The organism is Sorangium sp. So ce131, from assembly GCF_051519095.1.
Taxonomy (GTDB): domain Bacteria; phylum Myxococcota_A; class Polyangia; order Polyangiales; family Polyangiaceae; genus Sorangium.
The window spans coordinates 13,260,693-13,281,800 of the sequence record NZ_CP150455.1 but is presented as its reverse complement, the minus strand read 5'-3'; the positions used below and the strand labels follow the sequence as shown (position 1 = coordinate 13,281,800).

Sequence of the window (21,108 nt, the reverse complement as noted above, 5' to 3'; positions counted from 1 at the left end):
TCTCCTCACGGTTGAGTGGGTCGGCGCCGGGCTGAGAGCAGCACTTCCGCCGCGCGCTCATACTTAGCTTCGAACACGAGGAACTCCTTGAGGACCTCCACCCTGTCGGGGGTCAGAGGCCAGAGCGGCGCCAACAACCACTCGTTGTCCTTCGAGGAGGCGAGGAGGAGGTTGGCGATCTTCTCCAGCGTGAGTTTGACGTCCACCTCCTCATCCTGTCCCAGTGCCTTCTGTCCCAGTGCCTTGAGCACGCCAAGGGGCGCGTTGATTGAGCGCGCATCGTCGAGGACTTTCTTCAGCTCCTCTACGACGATGTTTTTGGCCTCGCCGTGGACTTCCTGCTGGAACGTCTTCAGTATGACGCCGATCTTGAGCAGGATCATCAGGACGTCGAAGGCACGGAGGAGGATGAGCTGCGAGCCGCTGGCCGGCGCAGTCCAGAGTGCCTTCCCACGGAGCTGGAGGCGGGCGCTATCGAGCTCGTCGCGTGCGCGCTCGACCGTCTCGGATATCAGCTTCTCCCGCTCTATTGGATCGGGGAAGGCCCCGGGGATCCGTGTCTTGTAGTAGACCAGGCACAGCTCCGCGTACAGGAAACGGACGCGCTCCGAGCCAGGGAGCTTGTCGTCGACCGCCAGGACCGGCTTGCCGGCTTTTACGGCGTCCTCGATGTACTCGATGAACTTTAGCCTGCTGTTGGCGTCGTTTAGGTTGGCGTCGTTTGGGGGGACACCGCACAAGGCCAGTTGCGGGAGGAAGTCGAAGAGATCGTAAGCCATCGACAGGTATTCGTCGCGACCGATCGCGCCCGGCTGTATGGGATGCCGGTACATGGCCGGCTGGTCCTGGAGCAGCGCGAGGATGATGGAGTACGCCATGAAGAGAAACTCCGTTTTCTCATCACCGGGCGCGTTGCCGTACATATGCTTCGCCAAGGTGTTGAGGCAGGAGTAGAAGTGGACGCATCCCCGGTAGAAGAGCGCCCAAGGATAGAAATAAGCGTATTCTTCGAGGGCCTTATTGATCTGCTTCCGCGCCTTGTCGATGTCTTCGTCACACTTGGTGCCTGCGTCACGATCGCGACCCAGACCGACGCTGGCGTAACGACGGCGATTGACCAGGAGAGCAGCGTAATGAGCATGGCCCCACGGGTAGTTGGGGCGCTGATACAGCGCGATCTCGAAGCACCTCTCGGCGTTCTTGTAATCGGCGAGGTTGTTAAGGGCAGTGAGCCAGACCCCTGGACTCTTGGCCCCGGCCTGGACGCCGTACAACTTGCTCGGGGTGACGGCCAGCGAGGGCAGGTTACCCCGCTGCCGGTATACGTCGCCCAGCCGCGCCCAGGCCCAAGGATAATCAACCTTCGCTCCGGAGGGGTCGTCGGGCAAGCCGGCTTTGGCATCCAGCAGCTCGAGCAGCATACCCTCCGCCTTGTCGAGCCTGTCCTCCAGGTCGCTCAAGGGTAGGTATTGGTCGAGGATCGCCGCGGCGTGATGTGCCTGGATCCACCGCCGCTGAATGCTGGAGAGGCCTTCCTCGTTCTCCAGCTGCGCGAAGAGTTGCTCCGCTTTTTGTGACTTCCTGTCGCGTCGCAGCCCTTCGGCAATCAGGATCTTGTCTCGTAGGTCGCTGGTCATGAGCCCGCCAACCTTCTCGTCGTCCGCCGTCGTCGTCATGCGTTCCCTCCTCGTGCTTCAACCAGCCTTTTTCGAAATAAGCCTGTGCCACCCAGCTTGCAAAGCAGAAATCCTCCGTCCAGTGCGCCCCCACCGCCCCTAAGACCCCCTAAGACCTCAACCGTTTTCGCCACTCCCATGCACTGGCAGCCGCTCCCCCAGGTACCGCCGGTACAGCTCGCACGCCGCTACCACATCATTGCCCCGGAGCTGCCCCACCCCCAGGCTCACCAGCTTGAACGCGAGGTCCGTGCGGAGCCGCGCAGGCTCCGCCGACGTCATCACCTGGCGCGCCGCTTCGTGCAGCTCCGGCCGCCCCGTGAGCTCCCACAGGAGGTGCTTCAGGTGGTCCGCGAACAGACCCTGGTCCGTGGCGGCCGTCGCGAGCACCTCGGCGAGGCTCATCCCCCTTGCCACATGATACAGCGCAATCCGCACGAGGTGCGGGTGCCCGCCCAGCAGATCCATCAACGACCGCACCTCCCCCTCCCGGAGGTCGATGTGAATCGTTGTGCCGAGATTGACACGTTCATAGGTATTCCTGTGTCGAGTGTAGAACCGCTTCTCATATAACCTGTGCGCTTCCGGTCGAGCGCCTGTCCAGCAGACATCGCGCCCGCCCGTCAGCGCTCCGCGTCGGCGGAGAGGCGCTCGCTCAGGTAACGCCGGTAGATCTCCCTGGCAGGCCGCACCTCGTTGCCCTCGAGCCGCACGAGCCCCAGGCTCACCAGCTTGAAGCCGAGCTCCGTGCGGAGCCGCACGGGCTCCGCGGCCGCCATCACACGCCGGGCGGCCTCGTGGAGCTCCGGCTGGCGCTGGAGCTGCCACAAGAGATGTTTGAGGTGATCGGCGAACAAGCCCTGATCGGTGGCGGCCGTCGCCAGCACGTCCGAGAGGCTCATGCCCTGCGCGATATGGTACAAGGCGATCCGCACGAGGTGCGGGTGTCCGCCGAGCAGGCTCATCAGCCTCTCGACCTCCGACGCACCCCAGGCCAGCCCATGGCGCCGCGCGATCCCGTGCACGATGCCGGCGTCCCACTCGGACAGCGCAACCGGCAGGCCGACGTTGAACGGCGAGCGGTTGATGTTCATCGGCAGGTACATCTCTGTCGAGTAGGCGAGCACGAGCCGCAGGTTGCGCCACGGCTCCTGGCTCTTGCTCATCTCGTGCCACGCTCGCAGCAGGGCCAGCAGCTCCTCCGCGGTCCCAGGTGACACGAAGATCCGATCGACGTTGTCCAGCGCGAGCACCAGCGGCTCACCCTCTGGCAAGAGGTGCTCCTCGAAGTAGGCCGTGCAGTTGTCCTTGGCGCCGAAGATGTCGTCCCAGGCGTCGTCGATGCGCGCCGACGGCAGCTTCAGCCGCCGGGTGACGACCGCGCAGAGCCAGCGCAGGAAGCGGTTCAGGTCGCCCACGATCGCGCCGTCGGCCATCTGCAGGTTGATGCTCACGGTGCGCGCGCCTGTCCTCGCGGCGTGGCCCAGGAGGCGCGCCATGAGCGAGGTCTTGCCCATCTGTCTGGGGCCCTTGATGCGAACCAGGGCGCCGTCCCGCTTGATCTCTCGCAGGCAGGCCTCCTCGATCGAGGGGCGGACGACGTAGTACGGCGACTGCGCGCTGACGACGCCGCCCGGGAGCTCGAGCGGGACGTCCTCCGTGGACCGGGGCGTGCTCCTCGGCGCCACCACGGTCGACCCCCTCGCCTCACGCACCGGCCTGCACCGCGCCAGGTCGCGCCGACCGATCTTCTCGAGCAGGAAGCGGACGACGGCGGGGGTGTCTTCGGGGCTGCCCCACCCGATTCCTTCCAGATCTTGTAATCGCTCCTGCAAGGGATGGCCCTGCGATGCGCCCTCCGCGACACCGATCCGGACAGGCACGATGTGCGGCCTCCCTGCCTGGCCCTCGCGCAGCTGTCTCGCCAGGTCGAGCTCGGCGGCGACCATCTCGCTCACCGCGGCCTTCGCGGAGAGCAGCAGCAAGAACGCATCGCAGCCGCGCAGCGCCTGGGACACCGCACGCACCCAGTTGTCGTTCTCGAGGATGCTCTTCGGGCCCAGGAAGGGAGACACGCCGGCGGCGACCAGCGCATCGTAGAACGACAGCGCGACCTCGACGTCCTCCGCGACGTCCCCGCGGCAGCTGATGAACACCCTCGGCTCCGGGAGCGCCTTCGAGCGCTCTCCCGTGCCCTCGCGGGGCGTCGGCGTGAGCGGAGGCTCGTGCTGCACCTCGAGCGTGGACGTATCCTTGAGGGTAGCGCCCCCCTGCGTCGCCCCCGACCGAGGCTGCTCGCCACGCGCGCCCACGATCGACCCCACGGCAGCGGCGAACTCCGCGATCGTCGCGTACCGCCCGTCGCGGTGCTTGCACAGGCACCGCGCGACCACCTCGTCGAGCGCCGTCGGCAGCTCAGGCCGCAAGCGGCTCGGCGGTGGCGGAACGGAGGAGAACACGTTCATGATGAGCTCGGGCAGGCCTTTCCCCTCGAAGGGCGGCTTTCCCGTCGTGAGCTCGTGCAAGATCACGCCCATGGCCCAGATGTCGCTGCGCCCGTCAACGGTCTTGGGGTCGCTTATCTGCTCCGGCGACATGTAGCGGGGCGAGCCGACGATCGCGCCCGGCTTCGTCAGTTGTTCGGCGTCCTCGGGCTGCTTCGAGATGCCGAAGTCGAGCACCTTCAGAAAGGGCTCACCGCTGCGGCGGCGGGTGAGGAAGAGATTCGCTAGCTTGAGGTCCCGGTGAACAATGCCGAGCGTGTGCGCCTCGGCGATCGCGTCGCACGCCTGCTGCACGAGCACCACCACCTCGTCGAGCGGCAGCGCACCGCGGCTGCAGACGACCTGGCTGAGGTCGCTCCCCTCGAGGTACTCCATGACCATGTACGGCGCGCCGTTGTCCAGGCGGCCCACGTCATACACCCTGGCGACGTGATCGTTGGTGAGGCGCGCCGCGGCGCGCGCCTCGCGCATGAACCGGCTCACCGTGCTGGCATTGGAGCTCGTGCCGCGGCGCAGGAGCTTGATGGCGAAGAGCTGACCGAGGTCGATGTGCCTCGCCGCGAGCACGACGCCCATGCCCCCCTCCCCGAGCACGCGCTCGACGCGGTACTTGTCGAGCAGCGTTTCCCCGAGGCTAGCTGTCTCCTCTGCGCTGGGCACCGCCTTTATTTGCGCAGGCTACACCCAGTCCTTGCTTTTAGAAAGTGCAGAATGTGACGAGGTGGTTGCGACGCCTCTCTGCAGCTCGCCGGCGACGATCCAGCGAAGCCAAATTCCGCCATGTCTAGAATCAACGCGCCGAGCGCGCGGGGAGTTAGCACTCTCGTCACGAGGTGGATGCTTCACCCAGTTGCAGGCAGACTCGTCCGTTCCGTCGTGGCATCGGACGGCGCTCGATCGGTCGCTCGACGTTGGAGTGACGCCTTTCGCGACCGACGCGCCGCGCGGTGCGGCTCCCTCAGGCGACGAGAGGGCGATCCGCACCGCGCGGCCGGTCCAGCGTCAGCCGATCTTGAAGCAGCGGGTGCTGAGCGCCTGATCGTTCCCGGTCTGCTGGTTTGTCTTGTGATCGTAGCCGTCCGGGCATCTTACGTTGTACTCGTCTGTTCCGATGTAGGGATTGTCGAAGTGGAAGACGAAGTCGCCGTCCGGGGACGTGTAAGTGATCGTGCCCTCGTCGCCGGTCATCATGCCATCGGACTCGGCGCAGAACGCCGCCGTCTTGCCGGGCTTGATGACCTGCGGCGGGTTGCTCGCCCACACGCCATGAGCGAGCTTCGACGAGGAGAGGCTCAGGTCGGAAGACGTGGCGTTGGTGATCGTCCAGTTCGTGCTGCGAGCGGCCATGATTCATTCCTCCATTCTTGGATGAGAGCGAGATGATCCGTGGCTACCGGGCTCCCGGTAGTCGAGGGTACTCAGGACCTCCTGAGCGCCCACGCACACGACAAATGCAGTCATCGTGCCATTGCGGCGGATCGAGCAACTCGAGGAGATTCGCAGAATCCGCCGTTGGATCAGGGTCGCGCCGGCAACCGCTTACCGGGAACGATTCGTACGGCAAGTATTTGCGCGCCAGTGACGGCAAGACGTTGCCGGCGAAGCGGCGCGCGGCTCCGAGCCGACGAAGCACACATCTCCCGCTACCCGCTCCACCACACCTCGAGGCGCGCGTGGGTCGTGGCGCAGACCCTACCTCGACTGCAGGAAGTCGGACCGGGAAACCAGCCGCCACGACGCCACGCGTCGTGGGGGACCACCCGTCCTTTGGTCCGTTCCATCACATCACCGCCCGCCCCCCCGGCGGCGCCTCAGCAACCAGTTCCTTACCGCGCGCCGCCTTCCCCGCCCGCCGGCACCAGCGCCAGCACCCGCGCCGGCGCGCCGCTCCCGCGCGCGAGCGGCAGCGGCGCCACCATCACGACCGCCCCCGTCTCCGGCAGCTGGTCCAGGTTGGCCAGGTTCTCGATATGGTACCCGCCGGCCCCGAGGAACGTCTTGTGCTGTTCGAACGTCTGGCTCGGCCCGGGATCGGTCGAGAGCGTGTCGATACCGATGCCGCGCACGCCGCGCTCGTGCAGATAGCGGCTCGCCTCCACCGAGACGCCGGGGAAATGCATGACGCCCTTTGCGTCCTGGTTCTGGTACCGCGCGGGCTCGCCCCAGCGCGCCGCCCAGCCGGTCCGGACGAGCACGATATGCCGCGGGCCGAGGGCCCCGTGCCGCGCCTCCCAGCCGCGGAGGTCCTCCACGGTGAGCTGATGATCCGGGCTCGCCGCCACCTTCGCCGTCACGTCCACGACCGCCGCGGCCCCCACGAGGTGCTCCGGCGCGATCTGCTCGACCGTCGCCGTCCCGGTCTTGAAGTGCGCCGGCGCGTCCACGTGTGTGCCCGCGTGCTCGTCCATCGAGAACCGGTTGATGTAATACCCGTCCTTCTCGACCGTTCCCAGCGTCTGCGTGGCGTACGGCTTGCTCCCCGGGAAGAGGGGCATCTCCGGTGTGATCGGGTGCGACAGGTCGACGACCCGCGCCGATGCGAGATCGATCCCCCCCAGCGCGCCGTGCGCGGCGGCCGACCCGCCCGCCGCGCCGCCGCCCTCCGCCGTAGCCGCCGGCGCCGCCGCCGCGGCGGCCGGCGCCGCCGCGCCCGGGCCCCCCGCCGTGCCAGGCCCCCCCGCCGCGCAGCCCGCGAGGGCCACCACCCCCGAACACATCACGCCGGCCGCTGCCCGCCTGGCGCTCACCTGGAGAGAGAACGTGCTGAGTCCATCCGCCTTGTGCATGGCGCCCATGTCATCACAGGCCCGCCCACACCACAAGGCGCCGTGCCTCGGCTCACACCTCGTGCAGCTTCACCCGGCGCCGCAGGTGGTTGATCAGATCGATGCGCGTCACGAGCCCCACGAACTCGTCCCCGTCCGTCACGATCGGCACGAGCCCGGCGTCGAACATCGGGAGCAGGTCCCGGATCGGCGTGCGCACGTCGACGGTCCGCAGCCGCGTCGTCATCGCCGTCTCCACCGGCTGCTGGAAGCGCGACGCGTCGTCCACCGCGGCGAGCAGCAGGTCCGACTCGTCCAACAAACCGACGATCTTGCCGTCCTCCAGGACCGGCAGCTGCGACACGTCGTAGAGCTTCATCCTCGCGTAGGCGACCAGGAGCGCGTCCCCCCGCTGCACGGTCACGACCGCCCTCTCCGAGTGGCGGCGCGTGATCACGTCGCGCAGATCCCCTGTCGGCTGCCGCTCGGTGAAGCCTTGATCGGCCATCCAGAAGTCGTTGTACATCTTCGAGAGGTACTTGTTGCCGCTGTCGCACACGAGGGTACACACGCGCTTCGGCGACGACTGCTCGCGGCAATAGCGCAGCGCGGCGGCGAGCAGCGTCCCGGAGGACGAGCCCGCGAGGATGCCCGTCTTGGACAGGAGCAGCCGCGCCGTCTCGAGGCTCTCCCGGTCGGGGATCGTGTAAGCGTGCTCAACCCGGGAGAGGTCGAGGATCGAGGGGAGGAAGTCCTCGCCGATGCCCTCCACGAGCCATGAGCCCGCCTTGCCGAGGTTGCCCGTCTTCACGTAGCCCGCGAGCACCGAGCCCTCCGGGTCGGCGAGCACCATCTCGCAGCCCGGCTGCGCCTTCGCGAAGTAGCGCGAGAGCCCCGTCATGGTGCCGCCGGAGCCGACGCCGCACACCATCGCGTCGATCCGGTGGCCGAGCTGCGCGTCGATCTCCGGGCCGGTCCCGGTCTCGTGCGCGAGCGGGTTCGCCGGGTTCTCGAACTGGTTCACGTAGAACGCGCCCTCCTCCCGCGCGATGCTGGCCGCCATGTCCTGGTAGTAGCTCGGGTGGCCCTTCTCGACGTCGGAGCGCGTCATCACCACGTTCGCGCCGAGCGCCTTCAGGTGAAAGACCTTCTCCTGGCTCATCTTGTCCGGGATCACGAGCGTCAGCCGGTAGCCCTTGCGCGCCGCGACGAGCGCGAGGCCAAGGCCCGTGTTGCCCGCCGTCGCCTCGACGAGGTGGCGCCGCTCGCCGCCGAGCTGGCCGGCCCGCTCGGCCGCCTCGATCATCGAGAGCCCGATGCGGTCCTTGATGCTGCCGCCGGGGTTCTGGCTCTCCATCTTGAGAAACAGCTCGCACGGCCCCGTGTCGAGCTGAGTGACCTGGATCATCGGTGTGTGGCCGATGAGATCGATGACGCTGGCTTCGGTCGGAGGGGCTGGCCTCGGTGATGTCATGGCAGATCAACGGTCACACGACGCGAACCCTCTGTCGAGGTGTTCTGCCGTGTGTCGCGGCGCGCCGCGCGCGCACGGCCTTGGAAAACGGATAAAAGTCCGTTATGTTGGACCGCGAGCATGCCTGGCTCGCTTGCTGGAACTGTCGCGCTTGTCACGGGGGCGAACCGAGGCGTCGGCAGGGGATCGCGCTGGGCCTCGGCGAGGCCGGCGCCACGGTCCATGTGACGGGGCGGACGATCGAGGAGGGCCAGGCGGCCATCCCGCTGCCCGGCACGATCGACGGCACCGCCGGCGAGGTGACGCGGCTCGGCGGCCGCGGGATCGCCGCCCGCTGCGACCACCGGGACGACGCGCAGACGCGGGCTGTCCTCGACAGGATCCGCGCCGAGCAGGACGGGCGGCGCGACGTGTCCGTCAACAACGTCTGGGGCGGGCACGAGCACTTCCATGACGGGAGCGAGCTCTGGAAAGAGACCGGGTTTTGGACCGCGCCGCTCGCGCGCTGGGACACGATGTTCGGCGCCGGCGTGCGGGCCAATTACGCGGCGAGCGCAATGGCGGCCCCGCTCATGATCGCAGGAGCGGAGAGGTCCTGATCGCGGCGGAGCTGGCGAGAGAGTACAGCTTTACCGACATCGACGGCACACAGCCCAGATCCATCCGGGAGACCGGCGAGCTCCCCCGGCCACGAGCCCGGCCAGGCCCCTCGCGGTCGCGGATCCCTCGTGTTCTCGCGCGACGGGCGCGTCGTGTCGTGGTGACCGGCATCCAACGAAATCGTCGCGGGTATAAGGTGGCCTCGTACCCTCTACCCCATTTATAGAAATAAAAGAATTATTGACACCGCGTATCGTGGACCACGCTGTACAATGCGAGGTTCCACGGCAAGGCGGCATGTGTATGCAACGCGACCCCATTCTCTCCCTGCCAGGCGCCACGGCACTCCTCGATAAAGCCGAGCCGCTGCGGGTGGTGAGCGCCGATGAGGACGAAGCTCACCTCGACGCCGTGGAGTCGACGTTATCGACCCGCTTTGCCGAGGGCGCGATCCCTCCGTCGGGATTGCGGCGCAGCCTGCCGCCGGTCGCGACGTTCGACCGCCCGGCGCCGCGCCGCGCCGCCGACGTGCTCGTCGACCTGCTCTCGGCCGCGGGGGTCGACGTGGTCTTTGGATTGCCAGGCGGCGCGATCTCCCCGGTGCACGACGCGCTGCTCGACAGCCCGATCCAGGTCGTGACGACCAGGCACGAGAGCGGCGCGATGTTCGCGGCCGCCGGGTATGCGCAGACGACCGGCCGCGTCGGCGTCGCGGCGGTCACCTCGGGCCCCGGCGTCCTCAACGCGATGACCGGCCTGGCCTCGGCGTGGTGCGACGGCCTCCCGGTGCTCCTGCTGGTCGGCGAGGTGCCGCGATCCGCGCACGGCAAGGGCGTCCTGCAGGACGGCTCGGCCCACGGCCTCAACATCGTCGCCATGGCGCGCCACATCACGAAGCTGGCCGCCGAGGTCCCGGACGCGAAGCAGCTGCCCCACCTGCTGCGCCGCGCGATCGCGACGGCGCTCTCGGGCAGGCGGGGGCCGGTCCTCCTGACCCTGCCGATGGACGTGACCACCGCGGCGATCTCGCCGCCGGCGGTCGGCGGCGACGTCAGCCTGCGGAGCGAGGTGCCGCCGGCGATGCTCGACGACATCGTGGGGCTCCTGCTCGGCGCCAGCCGGCCGCTGATCCTCGCCGGCAGCGGCCTGCGCGGCGGCGACGCGGCGGCGCGCCTGCGCCGGGTCGCCGCGCGCCTCTGCTGCCCGGTCGCGACGACGCCGAAGGCAAAGGGCGTCTTCTCCGAGGACGACCCGCTGTCGCTCGGCGTGCTCGGGCTCGGCGGCCACCCCTCGGCCCTCGGTTACCTCGAGGGCGGCCTCGACGTGCTGGTCGCGATCGGCACGAGCCTCGGCGACCTGGCGACCGACGGCTTCAGCCCGCTGCTCCAGCCGTCGCGCGCGCTCGTCCACGTCGACATCGACGCCCGGCAATTCGGCAAGAGCTATGCGCCGACCCACGCGATCGTCAGCTCGGCCGCCGAGTTCCTCCGCGGCCTCGAGGCGCAGCTGCCGGCGTCGATCCGGCCGCGCAGCCCGCGTCGCGGCGGCGTGACGCGGCACCCGCTCGCGCCGTCGGCCGAAGGCGCGCTGATCGCGCCGCAGGACGCGCTCGCCGAGATCCAGGAGCTCCTGCCGCCCGACACCATTTACACGGTCGACTCGGGCGAGCATTTCCTGTTCGCCACGCATTACCTCAAGGTCGTCGCCCCCGACGGGTATGTCGTGATGACGGGCCTCGGCTCGATGGGCCAGTCGATCGGCGCCGCGATCGGCGCGCAGCTGGCGCACCGCCGCCGCGCGGTCGCCGCGATCGTCGGCGACGGGTGCTTCGCGATGAACGCGTTCGAGGTCGCGACCGCGGCCCAGGAGCGGCTGCCGATCCGCGTCTTCGTGTTCAACGATCAGCGGCTTGGAATGGTCGAGAACGGGCACGCGAAGGTCTACGGCCGCAGGCCCGACTACCCGACGGGTCCCATGGATATCTGCGCGCTCGCCGCCGGCCTCGGCGCCGCGACGACCCGGGTCGACCGGCCCGGACAGCTACGCCGCGCGGCGCCGCTGATCAGCGGCCACGCCGGGCCGGTGGTCGTCGATGTCCGGATCGACCCCGAGGTGCGGCTCCCCAAGAAGGACCGCGTCGGCGCGTTCGCCCCGAAGCCGTAGAAGCCGGCGCTGCGCAGGGCGCCGCGGTGCCCGGGAGAGCGGTCGATGAGAGAGATCATCCATGTCGGGATCTGGGGCATCGGGACGTACCTGCCGCCCAACGTCCGTACGAACGACTGGTGGCCGAAGGAGCTGGTCGCGTGTTGGCGTGAGAAGCGCGCCGCCGGCGTGACGCGCCCTGTCGAGGCCGACAGGCAGCTATCGCCGGCCGCGGCGGCGCTCACCCGGGCGATGGCGGCCTACAAGGACGATCCGTTCGAGGGCGCGATCGAGCGCCGGGTCCTCTCCGACGACATGGAGCCGTCGGACATGGAGCTCTCCGCGGCGCGCGAGGCGCTCGCGCGCTCGGGCGCCTTGGCCGATCAGGTCGACGCGCTCCTGATCGGCGGGACGGTCCCCGACTTCCAGCAGAACTCGAGCGGATGCCGGCTACACCGCGAGCTCGAGCTGCGGCCCGGCGTCCTGACGCTGCAGACCGAGGGCACGTGCAACGCGTTCGCCCAGCAGGTGGCGGTCGCTCGCGCCCTGATCGGGTCGGGCCAGGCGCGCTGCGTCCTCGCGGTGCAATCGAGCGCGCAGAGCCGCGTCCTGCGCCCGGAGGACCCGTTCTCGGTGTGGTTCGGCGACGGCGCGACCGCGGTGGTCCTCGGGCCGGTGCCCGCCGGCGAGGGCGTGCTCGGAGAGGCCCACCTCACCGACGGCCGCTTCTACGGCGCGCTCGTGACCGGCGTGCCCGGCAAGCGCTGGACCGACCAGGGCAAGAACGTCCTTTATCTGGCGGACCCGCGGAGGGCGCGCGAGCAGCTGTTCGCCATTGCCGAGCACGCGAATCCGATGCTCGACCAGGCGCTCGCGGCGGCGGGCCTCGGGCGCAAGGACATCGGCGTGATCGTCACCCACCAGGCGGCCGGCTGGTTCGGGTCCGCGATCCAGGCGATCTGGGGTCTCCCGGAGGCGCGCCGGACCGACACGTTCGCCTGGGCGTCGAGCCTCTCGGGCGCGAACCTGCCGATGGTCATGGCGACCGGCGAGCGCGAGGGGATCCTGCGCCCCGGTGACGTGGTCGCGACCGTATCGGGCGCGACCGGAATGACCATGACCGTGATGGTGATGCGTTGGGGGCGATACCGCTCGTCCGCGTGAGCACGCCCCCACGCTCGGCAAGCTCCTGCTCGCCCTGACGCAGGAAGGGAGGAGGACATCGCGCCGACACGGACGTTCGGCGGGTGTGCCGATGCCCGTCGACACGATGAGCGCAGAGCTCGGCGGACTCACACCGTCCAAGACGTGCTCGCGCCCGCGGGCTCGATGTCCAGGAGGTCTTGATACGGACTCGGCTGTGCCGAGCGTGGGAGCGTGGTCATCGGGCGAACGAAATCCGAAAAATTTGCGCTCGACCACGCGACACCACGCGAACCTTCCATCATGCTTCCGCCTCGGAAGGAGGCAGCCATGGAGAGCGTCGGCGAAATCCTCAACAAGAAGGGTCGGGCCGTCTACACCATCTCGCCGGAGGCGAGGGTCTTCGAGGCCGTGCAGTCGATGTGCGCGAGGCACGTGGGCGCGCTGCTCGTGAGCATCGATTCATCGCCGAGCGGCATCGTCAGCGAGCGGGACGTGATGACGCGGGTGATCCTGGCCCGGCGCGATCCGGCGAAGACCCTGGTCGCGGAGGTGATGACCCGCGAGGTCGTCTGCGTCGAGCCGAGCACACAGGCGCGGCAGGCGATGGCGGTCATGACGGAGCGACGCTGCCGTCACCTGCCGGTGGTCCAGGACGGGCGGGTGATCGGGATGATCTCGATTGGCGATCTCGTCTACTGGGCGAGCCGCGAGCAAGAGGCCGAGATCAAGATGTTGACCGAGTACGTGCAGGGCGTCTACAGCTGAGCGCCCCCGGACGGCGGCGTCGCAGGGAAGGCCGCCGCGCCGCCGGCGGAGCACGTCCGGGTGTGAGGGCCTCGGCGCGTCAGGCGGCCGGGCGGACGGCCTTCCTGAACGCGGCGGGGCCGAGCGCGTTCAGGACCTCGCCGCGGCGGAGGCCTCCGCGCCGCGCGGTCCCCACGCCGAAGCGCAGGTTGTGGAGCGCGTTCGTGGAGTGTGCGTCCGTCGAGATGACGAAGCGGATACCGCGCTTGCGCGCCTCCTTGATCCACCGAGGTTGCATGTCGAGGCGGTAGGGATCCCCGTTGACCTCGACGGCCGCCCGCGACTCGGCCACCGCGTCGAGCACCTCTTCCACCCGGCACGCGAACGGCTCCCGCCGCTGGATGAGCCGGCCGAGCGCGTGCCCCCAGATCTTGAAGACCGGCTGCTTCATCGCCCTCACGAGCCGCCGGGTCATCTGATCCGCGTCCATCTTCATGCGCGAGTGGATGCTCGCGATGATCACGTCGAACCGCTCGAGGATGTCGTCCGGGTAGTCGAGCGCCCCCGACTCGAGGATGTCCGACTCGGTGCCGCGGAGGAGCTTCACCTTCACCTTCTCCTGCACCCGGGCGATCTCGTCCCACTGCTGCTTCAGCCGGTCGACGCCGACGCCGCCCGCGTAGTGGGCCGCGGGCGAGTGATCGGTGATGGTGAGGTATTTCATCCCCATCGCCTCGGCCTCCAGGGCCATTTCCTCGATGGTGTTCTTGCCGTCCGAGTACACGGTGTGGCAGTGCACCATCCCCTGGATATCGCCCTCCTCGATGAGCTCGCCCTCGTCCGCGGCGCCCCCCGCCGCGGCGGCCTCGATCTCCCCCTCTCCTTCGCGGAGCTCCGGCGCGATGAGCGGGAGGCCGAGGTGCCTGTAGAGGTCCTCCTCGGTCTTCGCGGACAGGCGCTTGTTCCCGCGCAGGAGCCCCCGCTCGTCCAGCGAGAGCCCCAGCTCGCGCGCGATCGCGGCGAGCGCCTCGAGGTGGGCCGGCGCGCCGGTGCGGTGGAGGAGCGCGGCGGCGTAGTGCCGGGGCGGCACGCAGAGGAGCTCGCCCCGCAGGCCTCCCGAGAACCTCACCGCGCAGCGCGGCCCGTCGCGCTCCTCGACCTCGGCGACGCGCGGGAACCGGACGAAGCAGTCGATGACCTCTTCGGCGTCGTCCGCGGCGGCGACGAGATCGACGCGCGCCACCGTCTCTTCCCAGCGGCGGATGTCGCCCGCGAGGTCGGCCTGCTCGGCCGCCTCGCACCCGCGCACGTGCCCGAGGAGCGGCTCGGCGAGCTCGAGCGCGTCGACGAGGAGGACGCGCTCGTCGTGCGTCTCGTAGCGGTGGATGCCCTCGAGCAGGCTCGACTCGATCTTCGCCCCGAAGCCCTTCACGGCGCGGACCTTCCCGGTGAGGCACGCCTGCTTGAGCTCCTCCACGCTGCCGACGCCGAGCGCCTCGTGGAGGGCCTTCATCCGCTTGAGGGTCATGCCCGGCACCTGCGAGAGCTCGAGCACGCCGCGGGGCAGCTCGGCGCGGAGCTTCTCGAGCTGCTCGGAGCGCCCCGTCTGGTAGAGCTCGGCGATCTGGGCGGCGAGCGCCGCGCCGATGCCGCGGAGGCTGGTCAGCTTCTTCGCCGCGACGAGCGCGCCGAGGTCGTCCGTGAGCTCCTCGAGGGCGTCGGCGCCGGTCTCGTAGGCGCGCGCCTTGAAGGGGTTCTCGCCCTTGATCTGGAGGAGCATCCCCATCTCGCGGAGGGCGCGGGCGATATCGAGCTTGTCGAGCATAGATGGGTGGGAATATAGCACTTGCCTGGCGGAGGCCACGCGGTGCGGCCCGCGGCAGCGGGGCAGTTTGCCACACTGCCGTCGCGATGCCGTGGACGCGCTCCCGGCGGACGCGCTCGGCGGCAGGGTCGCGGCTCGCGTGGCCATCGCCGCGGTGGGGACGCTCGTGCTCGGCCGATATCGCCAGCTCGTCTAGCTCCGAGCGTCACGAGTCGGGCCAGGGATCCAGAGAGATTTCAACGCAAAGGCGCAAAGACGCAAACCAGAATTTTCTTCGTATTTTTGCGCCTTTGCGCCTTTGCGCCTTTGCGTTGAAATCTCTCTTCCCTCGTCGTTATTCCTGCAAAGACTTCTGACAGGCGGAAATATTCTGCGCTGCCTCTCGGAAACACACCATATCAGCGCTGTAGATCCTGCATGCGTGCGCCATCGAAGTGATCGTCAGCCACGCGAGCTGGCCTTCGGCGATGTCGATGAGAGAGTGAAAGGCAGAGCGCAACACCTGGTGACGATTTGGTCGACACACCCGTGGATATCGCCCTTGTCTTTGGCCTCTACGGCTCGGAAGCCACGCTCGCTCCCCCTGGCGAAGCTCCGCCCACTTCACGCGGCGTCCTTGCCCCCCGTGACGAAGCTCCGCGCGCTTCCCGAGGGACGTCCACCCCCTTCGGTGAAGCCCCGCTCACTTCCCGCGAGGTCCTCCACCCCCTTCGGCGAAGCTCCGCGCGCTTCCCGAGGGCCGTCCACCCCCTTCGGTGAAGCCCCGCTCACTTCCCGCGACGTCCTCCACCCCCTCCGGCGAAGCTCCGCGCACTTCCCGAGGGCCGTTCACCCCCTTCGATGAAGCCCCGCTCACTTCCCGCGACGTCCTCCACCCCCTCCGGCGAAGCCCGACGCACTTCCAGCACCCGCGATCGCAGCTCCCCGGCCGCTACTTGCACCCCAGCCGGCACACCATCGCCGCCGTGTACGTGCACCCGTGGTCGCCCCACAGCGACGAGCTCGGCCCCGTGCACCGGAAGGCGCACCCCCGCCCGTCCGGCGTCGCCTCGGCCGTCAGCCGGTAGCCTTCGGCATTGCAGCTGCCCGTCGACGACAGGCAGCTCGCCAGCTGCGGCTCGCACTGGTCCACCACGTAGCCGGCCGGGCACGTCCAGTCGACGCTCGCCCGGCTGTAGTCGGGGGACCGGCCCGTCTCGGTCGCGATCGGCTCGTGCCTCGAGAACGTCGGCATCCCCGTCGTCACCTGCTGCGGCACCGGGACCGCCCGCTCGCGCGGGACCACCGGGGCGGCCGGGTCCTTCGGCTGCACGACGAACGTCTCCCGCCGCGTCTGCTGCTCACACGCGGCCGTGTTGCCCTCCGGCGTCCACGAGAACGTGAGCTCCGCGCTCCCGTGCGCGGGCACCTCGACGGTGCGCTCGCCGTGGGTCACGCGCACGTCGACCTGCGCCCGGTTCCGGAGGATCGCCTGGGCCGTCGCGGTCGCGCCGTACGGCACCACGCCGAAGTCGAGCGGCAGCGGCGTGATCTCCGGCTCGGCGAGCGAAAAGCGGCACACGTCGGCCACCGGATAGATCGCGTACGCGAGCGGCACCGCCTTCTTCACCTCCATCCGCAGCGCGCCGAACGCCGGCCCGCCGTCCGGCGCGCCCGCCACCGGCGCGCCCTCCACGCCCTGGATGGACAGCTCCCCGACGGACGTCATCGTCACCCGGCGATCGCCCGCGGCGATCCGCGCCTTGAACAGGCCCATCGCCGTGCCGTGCGCCTCGCCCGCGGTCACGTCCGTCTCGTACGCGACCATCGCGCCGCGCTTCACCGCCCCGATGAAGTGCGTCGCCCGGCCGCAGGCGCAGCCGCCGCCCGGCGCCGGCACGACGTCCTCCGTCGGCTCGAAGAACTGCGGGTCCTCGTCCGCGACGAGCGCCATGGCGACGAGCCGCAGCCGGCGCTTGTCGACCGTCCCCCCGGCGCTGAAGTACGCCGGCAGGTCGACGTCGGCGCCCGCGAGGACCGAATCGACGGCGATGCCCACGTAGCGGAAGTCGATCGCACGTTCGCCCTGCCCCGGCGCGGGCGCGCCCGTCACCTCCGCGGCCGCAGGCGCAGGCGCAGGCGCTCCCGCGGCCGCAGGCGCTCCCGTCCCCGCAGGCGCCCCCGCGGCCGCACGCGTCGCCGGCGCCGCGACCTCCGCCTTGCGCCGGGCGCAGGCGACGCCGACCGGGGAGAACACCCCCGCCGCGCTCCGCGACATCCCGCGGCCCGGCACCATCGCGCTCGACGTGTCGAGGAGGTAGTCGTGCCGCACGTCGCTGAACGCCCGCGCGGCCGCGATCAGCGCGTCGGCCTGCGAGCAGCCGCTCCCCTTGCAACCCGGCGCGACCGCCGGCCCCCCCGCGCGGCGCGCCGGCGGGACCGGCACCTCCGGCGGACCGGGGCAGCCGAGCGCCGACGCGAGCCCTCCCAGCAGCAGCAGCGCCCCGGCGCGCGCTGCCGCGCCGCGCCGCCGGCCAGCGCCCTCCGCGCCGCTCCGCCGGCCAGCGCCCTCCGCGCCGCTCCGCCGGCCAGCGCCCTCCGCGCCGCCACGCCGGCCGGCGCCCTCCGCGCCGCTCATGGCCATGTGATCGTCATCCACCGGACCCGCCCCGCGCCGCTCGCCGAGTCGTCCGCGAAGAACAGCGACCCGCCGCTTCCGCCCGCGAACGCCGGCGCCACGTCCCGCGACGCGCCGCCCGTGAGCCCCGCGAGCGGCTTCAGCGCGGGCGCGGCGCTGTCGCCAGGCGCCAGCGTGAAGGCGTTCAGCACCACCGAGTCCCCCGGCGCGGACACCAGCACGCCGCGGCAGACCTTGTCGCACGCGAGCGCGACCGACGTCGCCGGGGCGCCCTCCGGGGCGGCCAGCGCGATCACCGGGCCCGACGCCGCGCCGCTCGCGTCGAGCCGCGCGAGCCGCGCGCCCCCGCCGGCCGACGCGCCCTCCCCGGCCGGCTCCTCGATCCAGCCGGCGACGAAGCCGCCCTCGAGCGGCGCGATCACCGGGCTCCGCGAGTGCTCGGGCGACGGGTGCAGGCGCGACTCATCCCCGATCCGCTGCAGCGTCTTCGCGTCGAGCCGCGCGAGGAAGATGTCGCCGCTCGGCTCACCGCTCGCTCCGGAGGCCGCGCCCGCGCCCGCCGCGCCCTCCCCGGCGGCCCCGCCGCCCGCCGGCCGCGCGTCCGACCACACGAGCCACGCCTCCTGGCCGCGCACCGCGATCTGCACCTCGGCCGCGTCGAGCGGCGCGTTCGTGATGCGCCGGTCCGGCACCGTCGCCTTCAGCGCGCGGTCTACCCGCGCCGCGTACACCTCGGCGTTGCCGTCGCGCGAGTCGATCCACGCCACGATGAAGCCCCCCGCGCCGTCGTACGCGATCGCCACGTCGGTCGCCTCGCTCGCCGGGGCGCCCGGCTTCTTCTTCCGCGGCGCCGTCGTGAGCTTCTTCTGGGCGACCTTCGCGCCCGTCGCGTCGAGCTTCGTCAGGTAGACCTGCGTCTCGCCCCGCTCCCGCGCGACCCACGCGAGCACGCTCTCCGCCGGCCCCGCGCCCGCCGCCGGCGGCGCCGCCGCGATCGCCACGCCGCCGAGCGACGACGCCTTCTGCGAGATCACGTTGAGCTTCCCGAGGCCGCCCGGGCCCGCGGCGCGCACCGCCAGCGTCGCCGCGAGGTCCTGCCCGCGCGGCGCGCCGTCGGACGAGCCCTCGACGAAGTACGTGACCCACGCCGACAGCGCCGCGCCGCCCTCCAGGTCGACGCCCGCGACGTCCGCGATGGAGTCGCCCTCGACGAGCGCGCGCACCCCGGTCGCGCGCGGCGGCGGGTCCGTGTCCTCCCGGAACGCGGGCGCGCGCCACGCGCTCTCGCGCACCGGCAGCGACACCAGCGCGAGCGGCGCGCGGCCGCCGGGCGCCTTGCCCGCGCCGCCCTGCTGCGGCCCGGCCCCGGCCGCGGCGCTCGCGAGCGTCGAGCACGCCCCCTTGTGGCAGCTCAGCCCGCGCACGAGGTACGGCACGCCGTCCGTCGCCGCGAACGGCGCGGCGCGCACCGGCTCCGCCGCGCGGACCGAGAGGTCCGGGCCGAAGCGCACGAACGTCGGCCAGACCGGCGGGACGGCCGGCCCGCCGCCCGCCTTGAGCGCCGCGGGCGCGAGCGTCACCGCCGCGAACCCGTCCCCGTCCGCCGCGAGGTCGGGCGGCCCGCTCGCGCTGAAGACGAGCGCCGCCCGCTCCGCGCTGAGCGCCCCGTCCGGCCCCACCGACGCGAGGTGGACGAGCCGCCCCGCGCCGCGCCCTTCCGCGCCGCTGCCGTCGCGGGCGCGCAGCAGATCCTCCCAGGCGAGCAGCGCCCGGCCGCCCGGCGCGGCGGGCGCGACGAGCGACACCAGCGCCTGCTCGCCGGACGGCGGCGTCGCCTGCCGCGGCGCCACGACCACCTTGCCCCCGGGCTCCACGGCCGCCAGGTAGACCGCGCTGTCGATGTCGCGCTCGTCCGTCCAGGTGAGCAGGTAACGCCCACCCACGGCGGCGATCTCCAGATCGATCTGCGCCGTCGGCCCGGCGCTGACCACGACCGGCGCCGACAGCTTCCCTGCCGCGTCGATCTCCACGAGCGACACGGATCCGAGCTTCGCGGCCTCGGCGGCGCCCTCCGCCCCCGCCTTGTCCGCGGCCCGCTGCTCGCCCCTGGCCGCCCCGCCCGGCGGCGGGAGCACCAGCGCGACGGCCGCGCCGCCCTCGGTCGCGACCGCGTGCCAGCTCAGCGCCCCCCGCGCGACGGCCGCCGGCCCGGTCGGTTTGCTGACGGTGCCCTTGCCGATGGTCACCACCGACATGACCACGTCGACGCGGTCCTCGCGCGGCATCTCCCAGAGCACGAGCGCCCCCTTCGCGTTCGGGAGCACGTCGAGCCAGGTGATCTCCTCCGCCGTGCGCGCGACGAGGCTCGCCGGCGCGATCGCCTTGCCCGCCGTGTCGAGCGCGAGCATGCGCACGGCCCGGCTGCCCTCGACCTGCTCGATCCAGGCCGCGACGTAGCCCTCCGGCGCCGCGCGCAGCGCCGCGACGGGCACGTCCGCGGGCGCCGGCCCGACCTCGATCGCCTCGCCTCGCGGCGCCCCGTCCGCGCCGAGCACGCGCGTCTTCCACTGCCCGCCGGCCGCGTAGAGCAGCAGCGCCTCGTCCCCTCGTCGCGCGTGGTAGGGCGTCGCGTCCTCGTCCTCGAGCTCCGCGACCACGTGGGCCGGCAAGAGCGGCGGCCCTCCTGGCGCCTTCGCCTGCGACGGCGGCGTCTTCACGACGGGCGGCTGCCGCGCAGGCGGCGCCGGCGCCGCGCTGGAGCACCCGACCGAGAGCGCGAGCGCCGCGCCGAGCAGCCGCAGCGATCGCCGCCGCAGCGCCGCCAGAGCCAGTCGGCGCGCATCGCGCCGCGAGCCGCATCCAACCGAGGAAAGACCGCTGCGAACGAGCATGGCGCCGACCATGCCAGATGCGCCGAGCCCCCGCTACCGCCCGCTGCGCGCCTCCTCGCGCCGAGCCCCGCGCTCTCGCCACCCGCCCCTGAGCAGCCCCCCCTCTCTCTCTCCCCCTCGCGCCGCAAAGAACAGAGCGGCGGTCACCCGCACAGGAGACGGGCCCAGATCGGCGTTTTCGGCGCGCAAGCGCACTCCAGTGCGCTGAGCACCGAAAACGCCGAGATGGGCCCGTATCCGAAGCGGGTGACCGCCGCTCAATCAGAAGGAGAGGAGGCGGCCTAGGAGGGACCGGTACCTGCGCAGCGCGAGCCGGAGCTCCTCCGTCGACGCCTCCCCCTGCCCGAGGTCGGCGTTGATGAGGCGCTGCAGCGCGCCGCGCTCTTCCCGGAAGCTCTGCGCGACCCGCTGGATCACCTCGGTCACGAGCGCGTCGGCCTGCTCGACCGCGACGCGCGGCGCCTCGATGAAGCCCGCCTGGATCGCGCCCCAGCGCTCGGCCAGCTCGCGCGCCTCGTCCGGCGAGAGCACCGGAGGGCGCTCCGGCCAGGGCTCGCCGGTGGGTCCACCCCGCGCCGTGTAGACCGCCGGCTGCCGGCCCGACTCGGGCGGAGCCTCCTCCTCCCCTTGCCGCGCCTCGTGCGGGTTGCTCTCGCGCGCCGTCACCACCCGTTCTCTGTGCAATGGGCTCACGATGCCACCTCTCCGCTGGTTCGCGTCGTCC

General features: G+C 71.1%; 14 protein-coding genes. 4 read left to right on the top strand and 10 right to left on the bottom strand.

Annotated features, from left to right (window positions below):
• Positions 1 to 5: 5 nt before the first annotated feature.
• From WMF43_RS48280 to WMF43_RS48255, 6 genes are all read right to left on the bottom strand, one after another.
• Positions 6 to 1,676, bottom strand: a complete 1,671-nt coding sequence (locus tag WMF43_RS48280; RefSeq protein ID WP_437675650.1) for a tetratricopeptide repeat protein — start codon at positions 1,674 to 1,676, stop codon at positions 6 to 8.
• A 117-nt stretch (positions 1,677 to 1,793) separates the two neighbouring features.
• Positions 1,794 to 2,303 (bottom strand): AAA-like domain-containing protein, encoded by a 510-nt coding sequence (locus tag WMF43_RS48275; protein ID WP_437684230.1) that lies wholly within the window; start codon positions 2,301 to 2,303, stop codon positions 1,794 to 1,796.
• The gene (locus WMF43_RS48270) at positions 2,300 to 4,840 is read right to left on the bottom strand and encodes an AAA-like domain-containing protein (protein ID WP_437675649.1); all 2,541 of its coding nucleotides are present in this window, start codon (positions 4,838 to 4,840) and stop codon (positions 2,300 to 2,302) included. The genes WMF43_RS48275 and WMF43_RS48270 overlap by 4 nt, the downstream gene beginning before the upstream one ends.
• A 342-nt stretch (positions 4,841 to 5,182) precedes the next feature.
• Positions 5,183 to 5,527, bottom strand: a complete 345-nt coding sequence (locus WMF43_RS48265) for a hypothetical protein (RefSeq protein WP_437675648.1) — start codon at positions 5,525 to 5,527, stop codon at positions 5,183 to 5,185.
• Positions 5,528 to 6,006: 479 nt separating this feature from the next.
• Positions 6,007 to 6,966, bottom strand: coding sequence for a cyclase family protein (locus tag WMF43_RS48260; protein WP_437675647.1), 960 nt, complete (start codon positions 6,964 to 6,966; stop codon positions 6,007 to 6,009).
• Positions 6,967 to 7,018: 52 nt separating this feature from the next.
• Positions 7,019 to 8,419 (bottom strand): pyridoxal-phosphate dependent enzyme, encoded by a 1,401-nt coding sequence (locus tag WMF43_RS48255; RefSeq protein ID WP_437675646.1) that lies wholly within the window; start codon positions 8,417 to 8,419, stop codon positions 7,019 to 7,021.
• 104 nt (positions 8,420 to 8,523) lie between these two features.
• Between WMF43_RS48255 and WMF43_RS48250 the strand changes: the two genes are divergently transcribed.
• From WMF43_RS48250 to WMF43_RS48235, 4 genes are all read left to right on the top strand, one after another.
• Positions 8,524 to 9,018 carry a hypothetical protein gene (locus WMF43_RS48250; protein ID WP_437675645.1) on the top strand — a complete coding sequence of 165 codons (495 nt, stop codon included), beginning with the start codon at positions 8,524 to 8,526 and terminating at the stop codon, positions 9,016 to 9,018.
• A gap of 304 nt (positions 9,019 to 9,322) precedes the next feature.
• Positions 9,323 to 11,182, top strand: a complete 1,860-nt coding sequence (locus WMF43_RS48245; protein WP_437675644.1) for a thiamine pyrophosphate-binding protein — start codon at positions 9,323 to 9,325, stop codon at positions 11,180 to 11,182.
• Positions 11,183 to 11,227: 45 nt separating this feature from the next.
• The gene (locus WMF43_RS48240) at positions 11,228 to 12,325 is read left to right on the top strand and encodes a 3-oxoacyl-ACP synthase III family protein (RefSeq protein WP_437675643.1); all 1,098 of its coding nucleotides are present in this window, start codon (positions 11,228 to 11,230) and stop codon (positions 12,323 to 12,325) included.
• Positions 12,326 to 12,634: 309 nt separating this feature from the next.
• Positions 12,635 to 13,072 carry a CBS domain-containing protein gene (locus tag WMF43_RS48235; RefSeq protein ID WP_437675642.1) on the top strand — a complete coding sequence of 146 codons (438 nt, stop codon included), beginning with the start codon at positions 12,635 to 12,637 and terminating at the stop codon, positions 13,070 to 13,072.
• Between the two features lie 79 nt (positions 13,073 to 13,151).
• Here the strand turns inward: WMF43_RS48235 and WMF43_RS48230 are convergent, their stop codons facing one another.
• The 4 genes from WMF43_RS48230 to WMF43_RS48215 form a co-directional block, all read right to left on the bottom strand.
• Entirely contained in the window at positions 13,152 to 14,876 is a 1,725-nt protein-coding gene (locus tag WMF43_RS48230) for a PHP domain-containing protein (RefSeq protein ID WP_437675641.1), read from the bottom strand.
• Between the two features lie 931 nt (positions 14,877 to 15,807).
• Complete coding sequence (locus WMF43_RS48225; protein ID WP_437675640.1) at positions 15,808 to 17,493, bottom strand: hypothetical protein; 1,686 nt, start codon at positions 17,491 to 17,493, stop codon at positions 15,808 to 15,810.
• Positions 17,490 to 20,384: a hypothetical protein gene (locus WMF43_RS48220; RefSeq protein WP_437675639.1), complete on the bottom strand. Its 2,895-nt coding sequence runs from the start codon at positions 20,382 to 20,384 to the stop codon at positions 17,490 to 17,492. Before WMF43_RS48220 ends, WMF43_RS48225 begins: the two co-directional genes overlap by 4 nt.
• Before the next feature lie 261 nt (positions 20,385 to 20,645).
• Positions 20,646 to 21,077, bottom strand: a complete 432-nt coding sequence (locus WMF43_RS48215; RefSeq protein WP_437675638.1) for a hypothetical protein — start codon at positions 21,075 to 21,077, stop codon at positions 20,646 to 20,648.
• Between the last annotated feature and the right edge of the window lie 31 nt (positions 21,078 to 21,108).

Excerpts from the sequence above, each read along its gene's own strand:
- WMF43_RS48280 (WP_437675650.1), bottom strand. The coding sequence starts at position 1,676 with ATGACGACGACGGCGGACGACGAGAAGGTTGGCGGGCTCATGACCAGC.
- WMF43_RS48220 (WP_437675639.1), bottom strand. The coding sequence starts at position 20,384 with ATGCTCGTTCGCAGCGGTCTTTCCTCGGTTGGATGCGGCTCGCGGCGC.
- WMF43_RS48230 (WP_437675641.1), bottom strand. The coding sequence starts at position 14,876 with ATGCTCGACAAGCTCGATATCGCCCGCGCCCTCCGCGAGATGGGGATG.
- WMF43_RS48255 (WP_437675646.1), bottom strand. The coding sequence starts at position 8,419 with ATGACATCACCGAGGCCAGCCCCTCCGACCGAAGCCAGCGTCATCGAT.
- WMF43_RS48225 (WP_437675640.1), bottom strand. The coding sequence starts at position 17,493 with ATGAGCGGCGCGGAGGGCGCCGGCCGGCGTGGCGGCGCGGAGGGCGCT.
- WMF43_RS48245 (WP_437675644.1), top strand. The coding sequence starts at position 9,323 with ATGCAACGCGACCCCATTCTCTCCCTGCCAGGCGCCACGGCACTCCTC.
- WMF43_RS48240 (WP_437675643.1), top strand. The coding sequence starts at position 11,228 with ATGAGAGAGATCATCCATGTCGGGATCTGGGGCATCGGGACGTACCTG.
- WMF43_RS48235 (WP_437675642.1), top strand. The coding sequence starts at position 12,635 with ATGGAGAGCGTCGGCGAAATCCTCAACAAGAAGGGTCGGGCCGTCTAC.
- WMF43_RS48265 (WP_437675648.1), bottom strand. The coding sequence starts at position 5,527 with ATGGCCGCTCGCAGCACGAACTGGACGATCACCAACGCCACGTCTTCC.
- WMF43_RS48260 (WP_437675647.1), bottom strand. The coding sequence starts at position 6,966 with ATGCACAAGGCGGATGGACTCAGCACGTTCTCTCTCCAGGTGAGCGCC.
- WMF43_RS48250 (WP_437675645.1), top strand. The coding sequence starts at position 8,524 with ATGTTGGACCGCGAGCATGCCTGGCTCGCTTGCTGGAACTGTCGCGCT.